General features: G+C 64.1%; 17 protein-coding genes. 11 read left to right on the plus strand and 6 right to left on the minus strand.

What is annotated here, in order from left to right:
* Position 1: 1 nt before the first annotated feature.
* The 5 genes from thrC to THIARS_RS15370 are packed head-to-tail and all read left to right on the plus strand — an operon-like array spanning position 2 to position 3998.
* Positions 2–1411 (plus strand): threonine synthase, encoded by a 1410-nt coding sequence (thrC, locus tag THIARS_RS15350; RefSeq protein ID WP_094161655.1) that lies wholly within the window; start codon positions 2–4, stop codon positions 1409–1411.
* Positions 1412–1427: 16 nt separating this feature from the next.
* Entirely contained in the window at positions 1428–1946 is a 519-nt protein-coding gene (mobB, locus tag THIARS_RS15355) for a molybdopterin-guanine dinucleotide biosynthesis protein B (RefSeq protein ID WP_094161656.1), read from the plus strand.
* Positions 1943–3175, plus strand: coding sequence for a molybdopterin molybdotransferase MoeA (locus tag THIARS_RS15360; RefSeq protein ID WP_094161657.1), 1233 nt, complete (start codon positions 1943–1945; stop codon positions 3173–3175). The genes mobB and THIARS_RS15360 overlap by 4 nt, the downstream gene beginning before the upstream one ends.
* A gap of 11 nt (positions 3176–3186) precedes the next feature.
* Positions 3187–3444 (plus strand): molybdopterin converting factor subunit 1, encoded by a 258-nt coding sequence (gene moaD, locus THIARS_RS15365; protein WP_094161658.1) that lies wholly within the window; start codon positions 3187–3189, stop codon positions 3442–3444.
* A 35-nt stretch (positions 3445–3479) separates the two neighbouring features.
* Positions 3480–3998 carry a molybdenum cofactor biosynthesis protein MoaE gene (locus THIARS_RS15370; protein ID WP_094161659.1) on the plus strand — a complete coding sequence of 173 codons (519 nt, stop codon included), beginning with the start codon at positions 3480–3482 and terminating at the stop codon, positions 3996–3998.
* 9 nt (positions 3999–4007) lie between these two features.
* Here the strand turns inward: THIARS_RS15370 and THIARS_RS15375 are convergent, their stop codons facing one another.
* The 3 genes from THIARS_RS15375 to THIARS_RS15385 are packed head-to-tail and all read right to left on the minus strand — an operon-like array spanning position 4008 to position 5052.
* Positions 4008–4340 carry a YqjK family protein gene (locus THIARS_RS15375; protein ID WP_094161660.1) on the minus strand — a complete coding sequence of 111 codons (333 nt, stop codon included), beginning with the start codon at positions 4338–4340 and terminating at the stop codon, positions 4008–4010.
* Positions 4337–4720: a phage holin family protein gene (locus THIARS_RS15380; RefSeq protein ID WP_094161661.1), complete on the minus strand. Its 384-nt coding sequence runs from the start codon at positions 4718–4720 to the stop codon at positions 4337–4339. Before THIARS_RS15380 ends, THIARS_RS15375 begins: the two co-directional genes overlap by 4 nt.
* 8 nt (positions 4721–4728) lie before the next feature.
* Positions 4729–5052: an ElaB/YgaM/YqjD family protein gene (locus THIARS_RS15385; RefSeq protein ID WP_094161662.1), complete on the minus strand. Its 324-nt coding sequence runs from the start codon at positions 5050–5052 to the stop codon at positions 4729–4731.
* Positions 5053–5289: 237 nt separating this feature from the next.
* On the opposite strand from THIARS_RS15385, the gene clpB reads away from it, so the two are divergent.
* The gene (gene clpB, locus THIARS_RS15390; protein ID WP_094161663.1) at positions 5290–7887 is read left to right on the plus strand and encodes an ATP-dependent chaperone ClpB; all 2598 of its coding nucleotides are present in this window, start codon (positions 5290–5292) and stop codon (positions 7885–7887) included.
* Between the two features lie 273 nt (positions 7888–8160).
* A complete protein-coding gene (locus THIARS_RS15395) occupies positions 8161–8760 on the plus strand; it encodes an SCO family protein (RefSeq protein WP_094161664.1) in 600 nt (199 codons plus the stop codon).
* A gap of 60 nt (positions 8761–8820) precedes the next feature.
* On the opposite strand, the gene THIARS_RS15400 is transcribed toward THIARS_RS15395, so the two are convergent.
* Positions 8821–9699, minus strand: coding sequence for a cytochrome c oxidase assembly protein (locus THIARS_RS15400; RefSeq protein ID WP_094162177.1), 879 nt, complete (start codon positions 9697–9699; stop codon positions 8821–8823).
* A gap of 191 nt (positions 9700–9890) precedes the next feature.
* Between THIARS_RS15400 and rraA the strand changes: the two genes are divergently transcribed.
* Positions 9891–10415: a ribonuclease E activity regulator RraA gene (gene rraA, locus THIARS_RS15405; protein WP_094161665.1), complete on the plus strand. Its 525-nt coding sequence runs from the start codon at positions 9891–9893 to the stop codon at positions 10413–10415.
* Positions 10416–10434: 19 nt separating this feature from the next.
* On the opposite strand, the gene lexA is transcribed toward rraA, so the two are convergent.
* On the minus strand, positions 10435–11106 hold the full coding sequence (lexA, locus tag THIARS_RS15410; protein WP_094161666.1) for a transcriptional repressor LexA: 672 nt from the start codon (positions 11104–11106) through the stop codon (positions 10435–10437).
* Positions 11107–11193: 87 nt separating this feature from the next.
* On the opposite strand from lexA, the gene THIARS_RS15415 reads away from it, so the two are divergent.
* Positions 11194–12165, plus strand: coding sequence for an asparaginase (locus THIARS_RS15415; protein ID WP_094161667.1), 972 nt, complete (start codon positions 11194–11196; stop codon positions 12163–12165).
* 51 nt (positions 12166–12216) lie between these two features.
* Here the strand turns inward: THIARS_RS15415 and THIARS_RS15420 are convergent, their stop codons facing one another.
* Positions 12217–12756, minus strand: coding sequence for a DUF4124 domain-containing protein (locus THIARS_RS15420; protein WP_245845944.1), 540 nt, complete (start codon positions 12754–12756; stop codon positions 12217–12219).
* A gap of 176 nt (positions 12757–12932) precedes the next feature.
* Here THIARS_RS15420 and guaB point away from each other — a divergent pair, with 176 nt between their 5' ends.
* Both guaB and guaA read left to right on the plus strand, forming a co-directional pair.
* Positions 12933–14408: an IMP dehydrogenase gene (gene guaB, locus THIARS_RS15425; RefSeq protein ID WP_094161668.1), complete on the plus strand. Its 1476-nt coding sequence runs from the start codon at positions 12933–12935 to the stop codon at positions 14406–14408.
* Between the two features lie 58 nt (positions 14409–14466).
* On the plus strand, positions 14467–16050 hold the full coding sequence (guaA, locus tag THIARS_RS15430) for a glutamine-hydrolyzing GMP synthase (RefSeq protein WP_094161669.1): 1584 nt from the start codon (positions 14467–14469) through the stop codon (positions 16048–16050).
* The last annotated feature ends 160 nt before the right edge of the window (positions 16051–16210 follow it).

Genomic DNA, 16210 nt, shown 5'->3' on the forward strand with positions numbered 1-16210 from the left:
CATGAACTATCTCAGCACCCGCGGCGAGGCGGCGCAGCGCCAGTTCGACGACATCCTGCTCGAGGGTCTGGCCCCGGATGGCGGGCTTTACCTGCCCGACCATTACCCGAGTCTGACTCGCGGCGATCTGCAATCCCTGCAGGGCCTGTCCTATCCGGATCTGGCCTTCGAGATCCTGCGGCGCTACACCGCCCCGGCCGATGCCGCGGCCTTGCGCCAACTGGTTCACGCCACCTACACGGCGGAACACTTCGGCAGCGACGAGATCGTGCGCATCAAGCCCCTGTCGGGCGGCATGGCCCTGCTGGGCGTGTCCGAGGGGCCGACCCTGGCCTTCAAGGACATGGCGATGCAATTGCTCGGCCGCCTGTTCGAGCATGCCCTTGCCCGCAGCGGGGAGGTTCTCAACATTCTCGGCGCCACGTCCGGCGATACCGGCAGCGCGGCGGAGTACGCGATGCGCGGGCGCCATGGCATCCGCGTGTTCATGCTCTCGCCATTCGGCAAGATGAGCCCGTTCCAGACCGCGCAGATGTACAGCCTGACGGACGACAACATCCACAACATCGCCGTGCAGGACGTGTTCGACACCTGCCAGGACATGGTCAAGGCCGTCTCCGGCGATCTGGAGTTCAAGCGCCGCCATCGCATCGGCACCATCAACTCCATCAACTGGGCGCGTGTCGTGGCCCAGGTTGTTTACTACTTTGCAGGTTATCTGCGTACTGCGCGCAGCATCGGCGATCCGGTGTCTTTCGCGGTTCCTTCCGGCAATTTCGGCAACATCCTGGCCGCGCATGTGGCTCGGCAGATGGGTTTGCCTATCCATAAGCTGATCCTCGCCACCAACGAGAACAATGTGCTCGACGAGTTCTTCCGCACCGGGGTTTACCGGCCCCGCGGCCCCGCCGAGACCCACCACACCTCGAGTCCGTCGATGGACATCTCCAAGGCCTCCAACTTCGAGCGCTACGTGTTCGACATGCTGGGACGCAACGCGTCGCGCACGCGCGACCTCTTCGAACGGCAGCTGACCGAGCGGGGTTTTTTCGACCTCTCCCATGACCCCGCCTACGTCCGGATGCGCTCCAGCGGCATGGTTTCAGGCCACAGCAATCATGCCCAGCGGGTGCAGACCATCCGCGAGGTCTGGCAGCGCGATCGGGTGATGATCGATCCGCATACCGCCGATGGCGTGGCCGTGGCGCGTTCGCATCAGGACGAGGGCGTGCCCATGCTGGTGGTCGAAACCGCGCTGCCCGCAAAATTCTCCGCCACGCTCGTGGAAGCCATTGCGCAAGAGCCTCCGCGTCCGCCAGGAAGCGAGGATCTGGAGCGGCGTCCGCAACGCTTCACGGTGATGAAACCGGATGTCGACGCGCTGAAAGCCTATATCACGCAGCATGTCTGAGGCCGGGGTGCTTTCGATGCGCGTCGTGGGTTTCGCTGGATACTCCGGCAGCGGCAAGACCACGCTGGTTGAGCAACTCGTCGGGCATTTGCGCCTGTCCGGGCAGAAGGTATCCGTCATCAAGCATGCCCACCATAAATTCGATATCGACTACCCGGGCAAGGATTCCTGGCGCCACCGCAAGGCTGGCGCGTACGAGGTTCTGGTGGCGTCGAGCCACTTGCTCGCCTTGCAGCGGGAGTCGGCGCAACCGGTCGAATACACGGTTGGCGATCTTTTACCCATGCTCGAAACCGTGGATTGGGTGTTTGTCGAAGGGTTCAAGCACGCCCCTATTCCTAAAATCGAGGTGTGGCGCCACGCGGCCGGCAAGCCGGTGTGCTACCCCGACGATCCCCATATCCTGGCCATCGCCACGGACGATGCGGACAAGCTGCCGCAACCGACCACGGCCCGACTGCTGGATCTCAACCAGCCCGCCGCGATCGCGCAATGGCTACTCGACGAGCAAGAGCGTTTCACCTACCGCCCATGAATTCGAAACCCAGTGACCTGATCGAGATGGAAGCCGCCTTGCAGACCTTGCTGCAGGCGGCCTGCCCGCTTGGGCCCGCGGAACAGGTACCGACCATACAGGCGCTCGGACGGGTATTGGCGGCCGACGTGCGCAGCCCGATCGACGTGCCGCCGGCGGCCAACACCCAGATGGATGGCTACGCCGTACGCAGCGCCGATCTCGGTCAGCCCGGCACCCGTTTGCGCGTGACGCAGCGCATAGCCGCTGGGCATGTGGGGCAGGCGCTGGGGGCAGGCGAGGCCGCGCGGATTTTCACTGGCGCGCTGATTCCCGAAGGTGCCGATGCCGTGGTGATGCAAGAGCAATGTGTCGCGCAAGCCGACACCGTGATCGTCCAGCATGTACCCAAGGCCGGGGAATGGGTGCGTCCGCAGGGCTGCGACGTGCAGGCTGGCAGTGTCGTCCTGCGCGCCGGGCACCGCCTGCGACCGCAGGATCTGGGACAGGCTGCCTCGGTGGGCATCGCGACCCTGGCCGTGGCTCCGCGTCCGCGCGTGGCCCTGCTGTCCACCGGCGACGAGCTCACCCAGCCCGGAGCGCCCCTGCGCTTGGGTGCCATCTACAACAGCAACCGCTTTCTGCTCGCCGGGCTGCTGCAGGGCCTGGGCTGCGCCGTGACCGACCTCGGCCAGGTGCCGGACCGGCTGGACGCCACCCAGGACGCCATGCGCCAGGCAGCCGAGGCACATGACCTGGTGCTCACCTCCGGGGGCGTGTCGGTCGGCGGTGAGGATCACGTCAAGCCCGCCGTGCAGTCGCTCGGGCGGCTCGCGTTGTGGCAGATCGCCATGAAACCCGGCAAGCCCCTAGCCTTTGGCTCGCTGCGGCGCGCGGCGGGCGACACCACGGCCCATTTCATCGGTCTGCCAGGCAACCCCGTGTCGAGTTTCGTCACCTTCCTGATGTTCGTGCGTCCATTCCTGCTCGCCCTGCAAGGCGCAAACACATGCGGACCGCGCGTCTTGCGTCTGCCGAGCGCGAGCGATTGGCTCAAGGCTGACACACGCCGGGAATTCCTGCGCGCGCGTCTCGACGCCGACGGCAGGGTTGAACTCTTCCCCAATCAGAATTCGGCCGTGCTGACCTCCACAGTCTGGAGCGACGGACTGGTGGACAATGCCCCGGGCAAGACGTTCAAGGCTGGAGAGCTGGTGAATTTCCTGCCGTACTCCGACTTGCTGAACTGACGCCCAAGCCCATGCAAACGACGATACGCTATTTCGCCAGTGTGCGCGAAGCCATCGGCCATGGCAGCGAAACCCTGGAGCTGCCGCAAGATCTGCGTACCCTCGGTGACGTGCGCCACTGGCTCGCGCAGCGCAGTCCGCGGCACGCCATGGCTCTGGCACCCGACAAACCGCTACGCGTGGCGCGCGACCACGTCATGGCCGAACCCGAAACGCCGCTGCGTCCTGGTTGCGAAGTGGCATTCTTTCCCCCCGTGACCGGAGGTTGACCTCCGCGTCCCAGCCTGACGCAGAGCATCGCTCTATGACGCAACACTTCGAGCCCACCATCCGCATCCAGCGCGAAGCCTTCGATGCCGGAGATGTCATGCGTTCTCTGCGCGCCGGGCGTACCGACATCGGCGCCGTCGCGTGTTTCGAAGGAATTTGCCGCGCCCACAACACGGCGACCCAGGCCCTCGGCGAGCAAAGCGTGCAAGCGCTCGAACTCGAGCATTACCCGGGCATGACCGAGAGCAGCATTCTGGGCATGGTGCGCGAGGCGCAGCAGCGCTGGCCGCTGCAGGCCGCCACCATCATCCACCGCATTGGTGTTTTGCTGCCGGGCGACCCGATCGTGCTCGTGGCGGTGGCCTCGGCGCATCGACACGCGGCGCTGGAGGCCTGCGCCTTCCTGATGGATTACTTGAAAACCCAGGCCCCTTTCTGGAAAAAGGAAACCACCTCGCAAGGCGCCCAGTGGGTGGATGCACGGGAAGCCGACGATGCGGCGCTGGCTCGGTGGGGCGTTGCCGCGACCAACGTCGGCGCCGCGCCGCGCTGAGGCTCCGGTTCAGCCAGAAAACGCGCCCCGCGCGGCAAGCAGAACCGCGTTCAGCGCGGTGCGCAGGCGTTTCCCGCCCCAATAGACCAGCCAGCCGCGACGCAGCCAACGCAGCGCGCCGCGGGGTCGCCACAGGAAAAGCAGTAGGCCCGCGACCGACAGGCCCCGCGCATGGCGGCGCAAGGACTTTCCGAGGCCTTGGGCAATGGCTTGCAGGCTTTCCAGCTTGGCAAGGCCTGCTTCGACGTCCTGCAGCATGCCGATGTAGGCTTGGCGCTGCTGCGCGGCCTGGAGCTGCAAGCGTTGCTTGCGCAGCAGCAAATCGACGGATTCGGGACTCATGGCCGGGTTTTCAGCGCATCACGATCCTTGTCAAGCTCGGCAAGGCTGGCCGCAAACAGCTGGCTTCCCGCTGCGACCGTGCGCGCCGCCACCGAGGCGGCGGCAAGGCCAAGGACAAGGAATAGGCCCGTGCTCAAGCCCAGCGCGAGCAACCGATGGTCATCCCACAGGGCCACGGTGACCCACAGGACGGCGAACACGGCGGCAAAGCCCAGGAACAGAGCCGTCAGCACGGTCATGAACAAAAGCCGCGCCAAGCGCAACTTTTCTTCCTGCAACTCGACCGTCAGCAGCGCGAGCCGGGTTTGCGCCGCACCGAGCAAGATGTCGAGCCGGGAGCGCAGGCTTCCACCCCAGCTCGATTGAGCTTCCTCAGCCACGGAAAACCTTACCTGCGGCCGATCAGAAGTCCGAGCAGGAAAGCCACCCCGGCGGTCGCGCCGATGGACTTCCAGGGGTTGTCGTGCACGTACTGATCGGTGACGCGCGCGACTTCCTTGCCTTTTTCCAGCATTTCGGCTTCGAACTGAACCAATTGCGATTTGACACTGGACAAACGCTCGCTTAGCCGTCCGCGCACGTCCGCGATCTTCTCGCCAGCCTGGCCTGCGGTGAGCTTGAGCAGTTCCTCCGCGTCAGAAGCCACCTCCTTGAGATCGGTGACCAATTTGTCGGTGGCGGCGGAGGGATTGTTGTTTGCGATTCTGGCCATCTTGAATTCTCCTTGAGGTTGAAAAAGACATGGAGGCTGAATGCTGTATTGCAAGCGGTCAGACAAGCTTCGCGGCAAGTCGGGCGCCCCGGGACCGAACATCCGCTCCGCGTTTTGAGCCCATGATGCTCTTGGTAGAGCTTACGCCGTTTCATCCAGATCAAGATATGCATGGAATTTGGACTTGAAAATGCGGCCTGAATGCCGCATCTGCGACCCCGTAACCCGGAGTAATCCATGCGATTCGAAAAACTGACGACCCAATTTCAGGAAGCGCTTGGCGAGGCTCAGTCGCTGGCAGTGGCGCAGGACAACCCTTATATCGAACCTTTGCATCTGCTGGCGGCCATGCTGCGGCAGGATGGACCCAAGGCACTGCTCGGTAGGGCCGGGGCCAATGTATCGGGGATGGCCGCCGCGGTCCAGGCCGCCATCGGCCGGCTGCCTCAGGTGCAGGGCAACGAGGGCAATATCCAGATCAGTCGCGAACTGAACAACCTGCTCAATCTGACGGAAAAAGAGGCAACCAAGCGCGGCGACCAGTTCATTCCGAGCGAAATGTTTTTGCTCGCGGTGGCCGACGACAAGGGGGACGCCGGCCGTTTGGCGCGGGACAACGGTTTGAGCCGCAAGTCGCTGGAGACAGCCATCGACGCCGTGCGCGGCGGGCAGAACGTGACCAGCGCCGACGCCGAGCAGCAGCGCGAGGCCCTGAACAAGTACACCCTCGACCTGACCGAGCGGGCACGTTCCGGCAAGCTCGACCCGGTGATCGGCCGCGACGACGAAATTCGCCGCACCATCCAGGTGCTGCAGCGCCGGACCAAGAACAACCCGGTGCTCATCGGCGAGCCTGGCGTGGGCAAGACAGCCATTGTCGAGGGTCTTGCGCAGCGCATCGTGGCTGGCGAGGTGCCCGAGACGTTGAAGAACAAGCGCGTTCTGGTGCTGGACATGGCAGGGCTGCTCGCCGGGGCCAAGTATCGCGGCGAGTTCGAGGAGCGCCTGAAGGCCGTGCTCAAGGAAGTGGCTGCCGAGGAAGGGCGGGTGATCCTGTTCATCGACGAGCTTCACACCATGGTGGGCGCCGGGAAGGCCGAAGGCGCGATGGACGCCGGCAATATGCTCAAGCCGGCGCTTGCGCGTGGCGAGTTGCATTGCATCGGCGCGACCACCCTGGACGAGTACCGCAAGTACATCGAGAAAGACGCTGCGCTGGAGCGCAGGTTCCAAAAGGTGCTGGTCGACGAGCCGACGGTGGAGGCCACCATCGCCATCCTGCGTGGCCTGCAGGAAAAGTACGAGTTGCATCACGGCGTGGATATCACGGATCCGGCCATCGTCGCCGCGGCCGAACTCAGCCACCGCTACATCACCGATCGCTTCCTGCCGGACAAGGCCATCGACCTGATCGACGAGGCGGCCTCGCGCATCAAGATGGAGATCGACTCCAAGCCCGAGGTGATGGACAAGCTCGACCGGCGCATCATCCAGCTCAAGATCGAACGCGAGGCGGTGCGCAAGGAAAAGGACGAGGCTTCGCTGAAACGCTTCGGCCTGATCGAGGAGGAAATCGCCAAACTGCAAAAGGAATATGCCGACCTGGAAGAGGTGTGGAAAGCCGAGAAGGCCGCTGTGCAGGGTTCGGCGCAGATCAAGGAGCAAATCGACGCGACGCGCTTCCAGATCGAAGAGTTGACGCGCAAGGGCGACTTCAACAAGGTGGCCGAGTTGCAATACGGCCGCCTGCCGGAGCTTGAGCGCCAGCTGAAGGAGGCTCAGGCCATGGAAACGTCCGGCCAAGACACGCGCGGCAAGAGCATGCCGCGCCTGCTGCGCACCCAGGTCGGAGCCGAGGAAATCGCGGAGGTCGTGAGTCGGGCCACGGGCATCCCGCTGTCCAAGCTGCTGCAAGGCGAGCGCGACAAGCTCCTGCACATGGAGAACAGGCTGCATCAGCGCGTGGTCGGGCAGGACGAGGCGATCCGCGCCGTGTCGGACGCCATCCGCCGTTCGCGCGCCGGGCTGTCGGACCCGCGCCGGCCTTATGGTTCTTTCCTGTTCCTCGGCCCCACGGGCGTGGGCAAGACCGAACTGTGCAAGGCGCTGGCGGAGTTCCTGTTCGACAGCGACGATCACCTCATCCGCATCGACATGAGTGAATTCATGGAAAAGCATTCGGTGGCCCGCCTCATCGGCGCGCCGCCAGGCTACGTGGGCTACGAGGAGGGCGGTTATCTCACCGAGGCGGTGCGGCGCAAACCCTACAGCGTGATCTTGCTCGACGAGGTGGAAAAAGCGCATCCGGACGTGTTCAACGTGCTGTTGCAGGTTCTCGACGACGGGCGCCTGACCGATGGGCAGGGGCGCACCGTCGACTTCAAGAACACCGTCATCGTGATGACGTCGAATCTGGGGTCGCAGCACATCATGGCCATGTCCGGCCAGCCCCAGGAGGCGGTGCGTGATGCGGTATGGGTGGAGATCAAACAGCATTTCCGCCCCGAATTCCTCAACCGCATCGACGAGGTCGTCGTGTTTCACAGCCTGAGCCAGGACCAGATCGAGGGCATTGCGCGCATCCAGCTCAAGTCGCTGGAAAGTCGGCTCGCCCAGATGGACATCCGGCTGGAAGTGACCCCCGCCGCCATCGTCGAAATCGCCAAGGCGGGTTACGACCCGGTTTTCGGTGCGCGCCCCCTCAAGCGCGCGATCCAGAGCCAGATCGAGAATCCGCTGTCCAGGCGCATTCTGGAAGGCGAGTTCGGACCGAAATCGGTCGTGCCAGTCGACGCGCGGGCGGGCAAGATCGTGTTCGAACGCATCGTGCATTGAAGCATCGGCCCAGCCCTTGGGAATTTGCGCTCGCGCAAGGGCCGGGCCGTCGCGCCGAACTTTCGGGCCGGCATTTTCTCTCTTACGTACTGGCCTCGGATTTGCCCCGTACCAAGAGCGTTCTCGCGCCCGATGCCGCAGTCGTCGCTCGTGGCGATGGCATCCGGCAGCGGCCGCATCGCAGGCGCATGGACATGGGCGCGCGTGCGGGACCGCTAGCATGTGGCCTTCGCCTCATGCTGGGCAAAGCCCGAAACCTGACTCCTTTGATCGATGATGAAGCCCGAACGTAGACACCTGCTTCTTGCCGGCGCAGCCCTGAGCCTTGGCCTGATGTTGACAGGCTGCGGCAAGAAGCAGCATTGGGACCTGGACTATGTCGGCACGGTGTTGCCGAACTTGAAGTTCGACCTGACCGCGGACACGGGCCAGAAGGTCACGGCCAAGGACTACGAGGGCAAGGTTGTCGTTTTGTATTTCGGTTACACGCATTGCCCGGACGTCTGCCCGTTGACCATGTCGCATCTCGCCGAGGCTGTGAAGGAGTTGGGGCCGCAGGGCAAGGATGTGCGCATCCTGTTCGTTTCAGTCGACCCGGCACGCGACACCCTGCCGGTGCTGCACGCCTATACCCAGGCCTTCAGTCCGCAGGCCGTGGGGCTGACCGGGACGATGGAGCAGATTCAGGACGTGGCCAAACGCTACCACGTGGCCTTTGATGACGGCAAGAAGGACAAGTACGGCAACTACGTGGTCAATCACAGCGCTGCCATCTATGTCTTCAGCAAGAGCGGACGAGGCACGCTGATCGGGTCGGACCAGTCACCGGTCAAGTCCATCGTGCATGATCTGCGGCAGTTGCTGGACGACTGAACGTTTGCGGGCCTTGCTCGGCGCCGGGACGCAAGAGGCCGTGCTTCGGGTGGTTTGTTCTCAAGCCGCTGCGCTTGGCTTGGCGTCCGATGACGGCCCGGGCCGCGGCTGGCGCGCCTTTTCCTGCAAACGGCCGCGCTCCGACAGGCGCATCCAGTTGCGCAAGGCCACCATCGCGGCAATCACGTTCAATCCCGAAGCGGGGATCCAGAGGATCAGGCCGCCGAGATGCTGGTCGGTGAGCGGCTCGATGCCGGAAATGGCTCTGCCGCATAGGGTGTAGATCGGATACCAGTCGGCGCTGGTCAGGGCCAGGACGGCGCCCAGGACCATTTGCGGAATCATGGCGAGGATGGGCAGGAAGATTCTCCCGCCCGGGCGGATATGCGCCGGCGGAGTCGAGCGCGGGTCCAGCACCAGCCACCAGAACAACAGGCCATCGAACACCATCGTCCAGTTCATCAACTGATACAGCGTGGTGTTGAGCATCACGCCGACATGGATGACCGGGATCAGCCAGAACACGACCAGGCCGGAAAACAAGATGGCGGCAATCCAGGTATTGAGCACGAACGCCGTCAAGCCACGCATCGGCGTGGTGCGCATGATGGGCATCAGGTAGCGGCTGCGCCAACGTGCCGGAAGCCCCGCACGCCAGGTCGGCCCAGGCCAGGCGAGCATCACCAGCAAGGGCCCTAGATCATGCAGAGCCATCTGCTGCAGCATGTGCAGGAAGAACTGGTGTTCGGCGTAGTAATCCCATTGGGTCTGCAAACCCTGATAGATGAGCAGCCAGCCGAGCCAGAACCACATCTGGCGCCACCAAGGCGTATGCCGCCGCCAGCTCCCAGCCAGGTAGAGCCCGGCGCCCCCAAGAAGAAACGCGGCCATCGGCCATGATGGATACCAGGGTTCAAACCAGTGCAGCAGGCTAGTCATGAAATCGGAGGACATGATTCAAGGATTCGGATGCAAGCATAACCCCCTACCCATACCCTCCCAGGTCCGATCGGCCGATGCATGCGGGCGAGCGTGTTCGGTTTGACCTGGGACATGCATTGCGGTGCCGATTACGGTTTCAATGGCGGCATCTTGTCTGGTGCGGTTTTCAAGCGAACAGGAGAATTCACATGACCAAGACGATTTCAACCTGTGATTTTTGCGATCAGCAAATCGAGGCGATCGCCGCCGGATCGGTGAGGGTGCTGCCCCCACAGTTCAAGAATTTCGGCCGCCTGTTGGCCTTTCACGGCCAAGTCAGCACGGTGCGATGCCATGAAGACAACAGCCAGGTGCGCGCTGCGCTGGAGACGGCAGGCATGGCACGCGTATTGGTGGTCGACGGCGGGGGCTCCATGCGTCACGCTCTGTTCGGCGGGAATCTGGCGGCGTTGGCGGCGCGCAACGGCTGGGCCGGAGTCGTGATCGACGGTTGCGTGCGCGATGTCGCGGAAATCGCTGCCGCCCCGATTGGCGTGCGCGCGCTGGCGTGCATGCCGATGCCGCCGAGCAAGCTGGGCGAGGGTAGCCGCGATGTGGCGGTGCGCATCCAGGGGGTGTGGGTGCGTCCGGGCGACTGGTTGTACGCGGACGTGGACGGCATGCTCGTCAGCGCGCAGGCGCTGCACCTCGCCACCGCGTCCACCTCCGCATAGCGTGGCGCTTTCGCCTGGTTCAGAACGCGTGCCGGATCAGGCCCACGGCCACACCTTCGATCTCGATCGGCTGGCCGGGTTGAATGACGAGGGGAAGAAAGTCGGGATTTTCCGGCAGCAGTTCGATATGACCGTCCCTGCGCTGAAAGCGTTTGACGGTGACTTCGTCACCCAGGCGCGCGACGACGATCTGGCCATTGCGCACATCTTGCGTTTGCCTCACGGCGAGCAAGTCCCCATCGAGAATGCCGGCGCCTTGCATGCTCATGCCCTTGACCTTGAGCAAGTAGTCGGGACGCGCCTGAAAAAGCTTGGCTTCGACTTCGATGGTGCGCTCGATGTGTTCGTGGGCCAGGATGGGGTTGCCAGCCGCCACGCGCCCGATGAGCGGCAGCATGAGCTGTTCCATGCCGGGCAGTGCGCGCGCAAGCGGGCGGCAAGTCGCCGGCCTGGACGCCTGGCGAGCCAAGCTCGTGAGCCGGATGCCGCGCGAAGTGCCGGGAGACAGCTCGATCATGCCTTTGCGCGCCAGCGCGTGCAAATGGTCTTCAGCCGCGTTGGCGGAGCGAAAACCCAGCTCCGCGGCGATTTCGGCGCGGGTCGGCGGGTAACCGGTGCGCTCGATGGCCTTGGCGATGAGCGCCAGGATCTCGCTCTGGCGCGCAGTAAGCTTGCTGTTTGATGCTTGCATGGGGGCTCCTTGAAAGGGCAGGCCCCTTTCCGGCGCCCAACCTTTCGGTCTACTGTCATCCTGCACAGCCTGTATTTTTATCCAGATATGAATCCGACGCAATCCGCAGACCGGCTGCCTCTGCCCAAAGTTCTCGTGCTGGGCACGGGAGGAACCATTGCAGGCGTTTCCACGGCCCATCCCGCCCAGGGCGGATACCGCGCGGGGGTGCTCGATATCGCGCAGCTGGTCGAGGCCGCGCCCGGCATCGAACTGCTGGCCGAGCTTCACGCGGAACAAGTCGCGAGCATCGACAGCAAGGACATGCGCCCCGAGGTTTGGAGCAAGCTGGCAACGCGTATCGCCCAGTGGTTCGCCAGGCCGGATGCCGTCGGCTGTGTCGTCACGCATGGAAGCGACACGCTGGAGGAGACTGCCTATTTCCTGCAGTGTGTCTTGGTCCCCGGCAAACCCGTGGTCCTGACTGCGGCGATGCGTCCCGCCACCGCGTTGTCAGCCGATGGGCCGCGCAATCTTTATGACGCGGTGCAGGTTGCGGCCAGCCCCGACGCGGCGGGGCGCGGGGTGCTGTGCGCGCTGCACGGCCGCGTGCATGGCGCTTGCGATGTCACCAAGGCGCACCCGATGGCCTTGGACGCTTTTACTTCGGGCGAGCGGGGGCCGCTGGGTTTTGTCGGGCCTCAAGGGCTGCAATTCACGCGGAACCATCCTGGCGAGAAGCCGCAAACGCTAAGTGTGCCGTCCGCGGGAAACTGGCCGCGGGTGGAACTGGTGTCGAGTCACGCCGGGGCGGACGGCGGCGTGGTGCGCGCCCTGCTGCAGGCTTCGCGCAGCGGTGCGCTACAGCCCGGACTTGGCGGATTGGTCGTCATCGGTACTGGACACGGCACGGTTCATGAAGACTTGCAGGCGGCTCTGGACGTCGCCGAATCGGCGGGGGTCAGGGTGGTTTATGCCTCGCGAGCCGGGATGCCGCAAGGCGGCGCGTACGACGGGCTGAATGCCGTCAAAATCCGCGTACGACTGATGCTCGAACTGGCGGCGCAAGCGAAGGGCTGACGCGGCAAACCGGGGGCAGCGCCATCCGACGGTTTCCTCCGCCGCGTGCGCTCAGCGGCAATTGGCCGCGATGGCAGCCGCCGCCTGCTGGCGCTGCGCGGCGCGTTGGGCGTCGGTCACGTAGGTGCGATTGCCCTGAGGGTCGACCTCGGCCATGCGCACGCCGCTGTCCAGGGTTTGCAGCTGGCGTTGCGCCTGCAGGCAATTGGCTTGGCGCGCCTGCGCCTCGATCTGCTTTTGCAGGTTCTGTGCCGCTTCCTTGGCGCGCTTGTCTTGCTCAAGCTTTTGCTGCAAATCGCGGGCGGCCTGGGTTTGGGCTTGCTCCTTGGCGGGCGGTGAGGCGGCCGAGGCAGCCGCCGCGCTTGCCGAGGGTTCCTGTGGTGCCGTGGCGGCGAGCGGCTTGGCCAGAATATTCTTGGCGGGAATGTTCGATGGGGGCGGTTGGTCGCTGTACTGGACCACGCCCGCCGACGATATCCATTTCCATTGGGCCTGTGCAGGAGAGGCCGCCAGCAGGGCGCAGGCCGCGAGCAGCGCGGCGCGTGCGGCGAAGGGGCGCATTGCACAAGCCAGCGTGTGCATGAGATCCATAGCAAACATCCGATGCTCCATGATTTTGATCGAAGCTTAAGGGATTCGGCCGCATCTTGGCTTCCTTTTCATCCACTTGGGCATGGTTGACGCCGCTGTGTTGCCGGCTCGCCGCACCGGCGCGCGATGCAAAATCGCCGCGTCTTTTATCATCGCGTTTTGCGCCTGGAGGATTTATGCGCCTTCTCGGAAAAGCGTTGACCTTTGACGACGTGTTATTGGTCCCGGCTTATTCACAAGTTTTACCCAAAGACACCAGCCTTTCAACCCGCCTGACGCGGCGCGTCAGCTTGAATATCCCGCTTGTTTCGGCAGCCATGGACACGGTCACGGAGTCCAAGCTGGCCATCGCGATCGCGCAGGAAGGCGGCATCGGCATCATCCACAAGAATCTCACGCCCAAGGCCCAAGCCACGGAAGTGGCGCGGGTCAAGCGTTTCGAATCCGGCGTATTGAAGGACCCGATCACGATTTCTCCCGGGGTGAAGGTCCGCGACGTGCTGGCCTTGTCGCACCAGCATGGTATTTCCGGTTTTCCGGTCATCGAAAACGGCAAGGTGGTCGGTATCGTCACCAATCGGGATCTGCGTTTCGAGACCCGCCTGGATGCTCCGGTGCGCGACATCATGACGCCACGCGAACGCCTGGTCACGGTGCGCGAGGGCGCCACACTGGACGAAGCCAAGGCTTTGATGCACGAGCATCGCCTGGAACGCGTGCTGGTGATCAACGACGCCTTCGAACTACGCGGCCTGATGACCGTGAAGGACATCCAGAAAGCCACGGAACGGCCGAACGCGGCGCGTGATCCCCAGGGCAAGCTGCGGGTGGGCGCGGCCGTGGGCGTGGGCGAGGGCACCGAGGAACGCGTCGAGGCGCTGGTGCGCGCCGGCGTGGACGTGATCGTGGTGGATACCGCGCACGGACACAGCCAGGGGGTCATCGATCGTGTGCGCTGGGTCAAGCAGAATTTCCCGGACGTGGATGTGATCGGAGGCAACATCGCCACCGCCGAAGCTGCGCGCGCGCTGGCCGACGCAGGCGGCGATGGCGTCAAGGTCGGTATCGGCCCCGGCTCGATTTGCACCACACGCATCGTGGCTGGTGTGGGCGTGCCGCAGATCACGGCCATCGCCAATGTCGCCCAGGCGCTCCAGGGCACAGGTATTCCGCTGGTGGCTGACGGCGGCGTGCGCTATTCCGGCGATATCGCCAAGGCCATCGCCGCCGGCGCGCACACCGTGATGATGGGCAGCATGTTCGCCGGCACGGAAGAGGCGCCGGGGGAGGTCATCCTGTATCAGGGACGCTCGTACAAGACCTACCGCGGCATGGGTTCCATCGGCGCGATGAACGCCGGTTCGGCCGACCGCTACTTCCAGGACGGCACCCAGGCTTCCTCGGCCGCCGGGGCCGAGAAATTCGTGCCCGAGGGAATCGAGGGTCGCGTGCCGTTCAAGGGTCCCCTGGCGGCCATCCTGTACCAGCTCGTGGGTGGTGTGCGGTCTTCACTGGGCTATTGCGGCTGCGCCAGCATCGAGGACATGCGCAGTCAGGCGCAATTCGTGGAAATCACCTCCGCGGGTATGCGCGAGAGCCACGTCCATGACGTGCAGATCACCAAGGAAGCGCCCAACTATCACGTCGATTGACGCCAGCCGAGGACAGAGTCCTCGGCTCGACACCCTGCCTGGCCACGGACCCAGCCACATGCACGACAAAATTCTGATCCTGGACTTCGGTTCCCAGGTAACGCAGCTCATTGCACGCCGCGTGCGCGAAGCGCATGTGTACTGCGAAATCCACCCGAACGACGTCAGCGATGACTTCATCCGGCAATTCAACCCCAAGGGCATCATCCTCTCCGGCAGCCATGCCAGCACCTACGAGGATCAGGACTTGCGCGCCCCCCAGGCCGTCTGGGATGCCGGCGTGCCGGTGCTTGGCATTTGCTACGGCATGTTCACCATGACCGTGCAGCTCGGCGGCGAAGTCGATGCCAGCAGCCACCGCGAATTCGGTTATGCAGAGGTGCGCGCGCGCGGCCACACCCGGCTCTTCGACGGCATCGAGGACTTCCGCACGCCCGAAGGGCACGGCATGCTCAAGGTCTGGATGAGCCACGGCGACAAGGTGACCCAGCTGCCCCCGGGTTTCAAGCTCATGGCAAGCACGCCGAGTTGCCCCATCGCCGGCATGGCCGATGAATCCCGCGGTTACTACGCCGTGCAATTCCATCCCGAAGTGACGCACACGGTTCGAGGGCGAGAGATCTTGGGTCGCTTCGTGCTCGACATCTGCGGCGCCAAACCCGATTGGGTCATGGGCGACTACATCACGGAGGCGATTGCGCGCATACGCGAGCAGGTCGGCAGCGAGGAGGTCATTCTCGGCTTGTCCGGCGGGGTCGATTCCAGCGTCGCCGCCGCCCTCATTCACCGGGCCATCGGCGACCAGCTCACCTGCGTCTTCGTCGACCATGGCCTGCTGCGCATGAACGAAGCGCAACTGGTCATGGAGATGTTCGCCGGGCGCTTGCATGCCAAGGTCGTGCACGTCGATGCGAGTGCGGAATTCCTCGGCGCCTTGGCTGGGGTGCAGGATCCGGAACAGAAACGCAAGATCATCGGCCGCGAGTTCGTCGAGGTCTTCCAGCGCGAGGCCAAGAAACTGGTCAATGCCAAGTGGCTGGCGCAGGGCACGATCTACCCGGACGTCATCGAGTCCGGCGGCGCCAAGACCAAGAAGGCCATCACCATCAAGAGCCACCACAACGTCGGCGGCCTGCCCGAAACCCTGGGGCTCAAGCTGCTGGAGCCGCTGCGGGAACTGTTCAAAGACGAGGTTCGCGAACTTGGCGTAGCGCTTGGACTGCCGCCCGACATGGTGCATCGCCACCCATTCCCGGGTCCGGGAATGGGGGTTCGCATTCTTGGCGAAGTCCGCCGCGAATACGCGGAACTGCTGCGCCGGGCCGACGCCATTTTCATCGAGGAACTGCGCAACACCCGCGACGCCGCCACGGGCAAGACATGGTATGAACTGACCTCGCAGGCGTTCGCCGTGTTCCTGCCTGTCAAGAGCGTGGGCGTGATGGGCGATGGCCGTACCTACGACTATGTGGTCGCGCTGCGCGCGGTGCAGACCAGCGATTTCATGACTGCCGATTGGGCCGAACTGCCCTACGCCCTGCTCAAGAAGGTGTCCGGCCGCATCATCAACGAAGTGCGCGGCATCAACCGCGTCACCTACGACATTTCATCCAAGCCTCCGGCCACGATCGAGTGGGAGTAGGCGGATCCCACATTTCTATTGTTCCCACGTGTTCTTGGCACACCTGGCCCCCCCGACTCTCGGCGCCACCGATTCGGGGGGTGGCCCCGTTCGGGCGCCCGGCCTCGTGCGAAAATCATCTGCACGGGCTGCTTGGAGGCGACATTGGGCCACTTCCTAC

The sequence above is a fragment of the Thiomonas delicata genome (assembly GCF_900088825.1).
Classification (GTDB): domain Bacteria; phylum Pseudomonadota; class Gammaproteobacteria; order Burkholderiales; family Burkholderiaceae_C; genus Thiomonas_A; species Thiomonas_A delicata.

What these genes read in the sequence shown, in the direction of transcription:
- guaB (WP_094161668.1), top strand. Translation starts at nt 12,933, where the DNA reads ATGCGCCTTCTCGGAAAAGCGTTGACCTTTGACGACGTGTTATTGGTC.
- THIARS_RS15400 (WP_094162177.1), bottom strand. Translation starts at nt 9,699, where the DNA reads ATGACTAGCCTGCTGCACTGGTTTGAACCCTGGTATCCATCATGGCCG.
- thrC (WP_094161655.1), top strand. Translation starts at nt 2, where the DNA reads ATGAACTATCTCAGCACCCGCGGCGAGGCGGCGCAGCGCCAGTTCGAC.
- THIARS_RS15385 (WP_094161662.1), bottom strand. Translation starts at nt 5,052, where the DNA reads ATGGCCAGAATCGCAAACAACAATCCCTCCGCCGCCACCGACAAATTG.
- THIARS_RS15420 (WP_245845944.1), bottom strand. Translation starts at nt 12,756, where the DNA reads ATGGATCTCATGCACACGCTGGCTTGTGCAATGCGCCCCTTCGCCGCA.
- clpB (WP_094161663.1), top strand. Translation starts at nt 5,290, where the DNA reads ATGCGATTCGAAAAACTGACGACCCAATTTCAGGAAGCGCTTGGCGAG.
- moaD (WP_094161658.1), top strand. Translation starts at nt 3,187, where the DNA reads ATGCAAACGACGATACGCTATTTCGCCAGTGTGCGCGAAGCCATCGGC.
- THIARS_RS15360 (WP_094161657.1), top strand. Translation starts at nt 1,943, where the DNA reads ATGAATTCGAAACCCAGTGACCTGATCGAGATGGAAGCCGCCTTGCAG.
- mobB (WP_094161656.1), top strand. Translation starts at nt 1,428, where the DNA reads ATGCGCGTCGTGGGTTTCGCTGGATACTCCGGCAGCGGCAAGACCACG.
- lexA (WP_094161666.1), bottom strand. Translation starts at nt 11,106, where the DNA reads ATGCAAGCATCAAACAGCAAGCTTACTGCGCGCCAGAGCGAGATCCTG.
- THIARS_RS15415 (WP_094161667.1), top strand. Translation starts at nt 11,194, where the DNA reads ATGAATCCGACGCAATCCGCAGACCGGCTGCCTCTGCCCAAAGTTCTC.
- THIARS_RS15370 (WP_094161659.1), top strand. Translation starts at nt 3,480, where the DNA reads ATGACGCAACACTTCGAGCCCACCATCCGCATCCAGCGCGAAGCCTTC.
- THIARS_RS15395 (WP_094161664.1), top strand. Translation starts at nt 8,161, where the DNA reads ATGATGAAGCCCGAACGTAGACACCTGCTTCTTGCCGGCGCAGCCCTG.
- rraA (WP_094161665.1), top strand. Translation starts at nt 9,891, where the DNA reads ATGACCAAGACGATTTCAACCTGTGATTTTTGCGATCAGCAAATCGAG.
- THIARS_RS15375 (WP_094161660.1), bottom strand. Translation starts at nt 4,340, where the DNA reads ATGAGTCCCGAATCCGTCGATTTGCTGCTGCGCAAGCAACGCTTGCAG.
- guaA (WP_094161669.1), top strand. Translation starts at nt 14,467, where the DNA reads ATGCACGACAAAATTCTGATCCTGGACTTCGGTTCCCAGGTAACGCAG.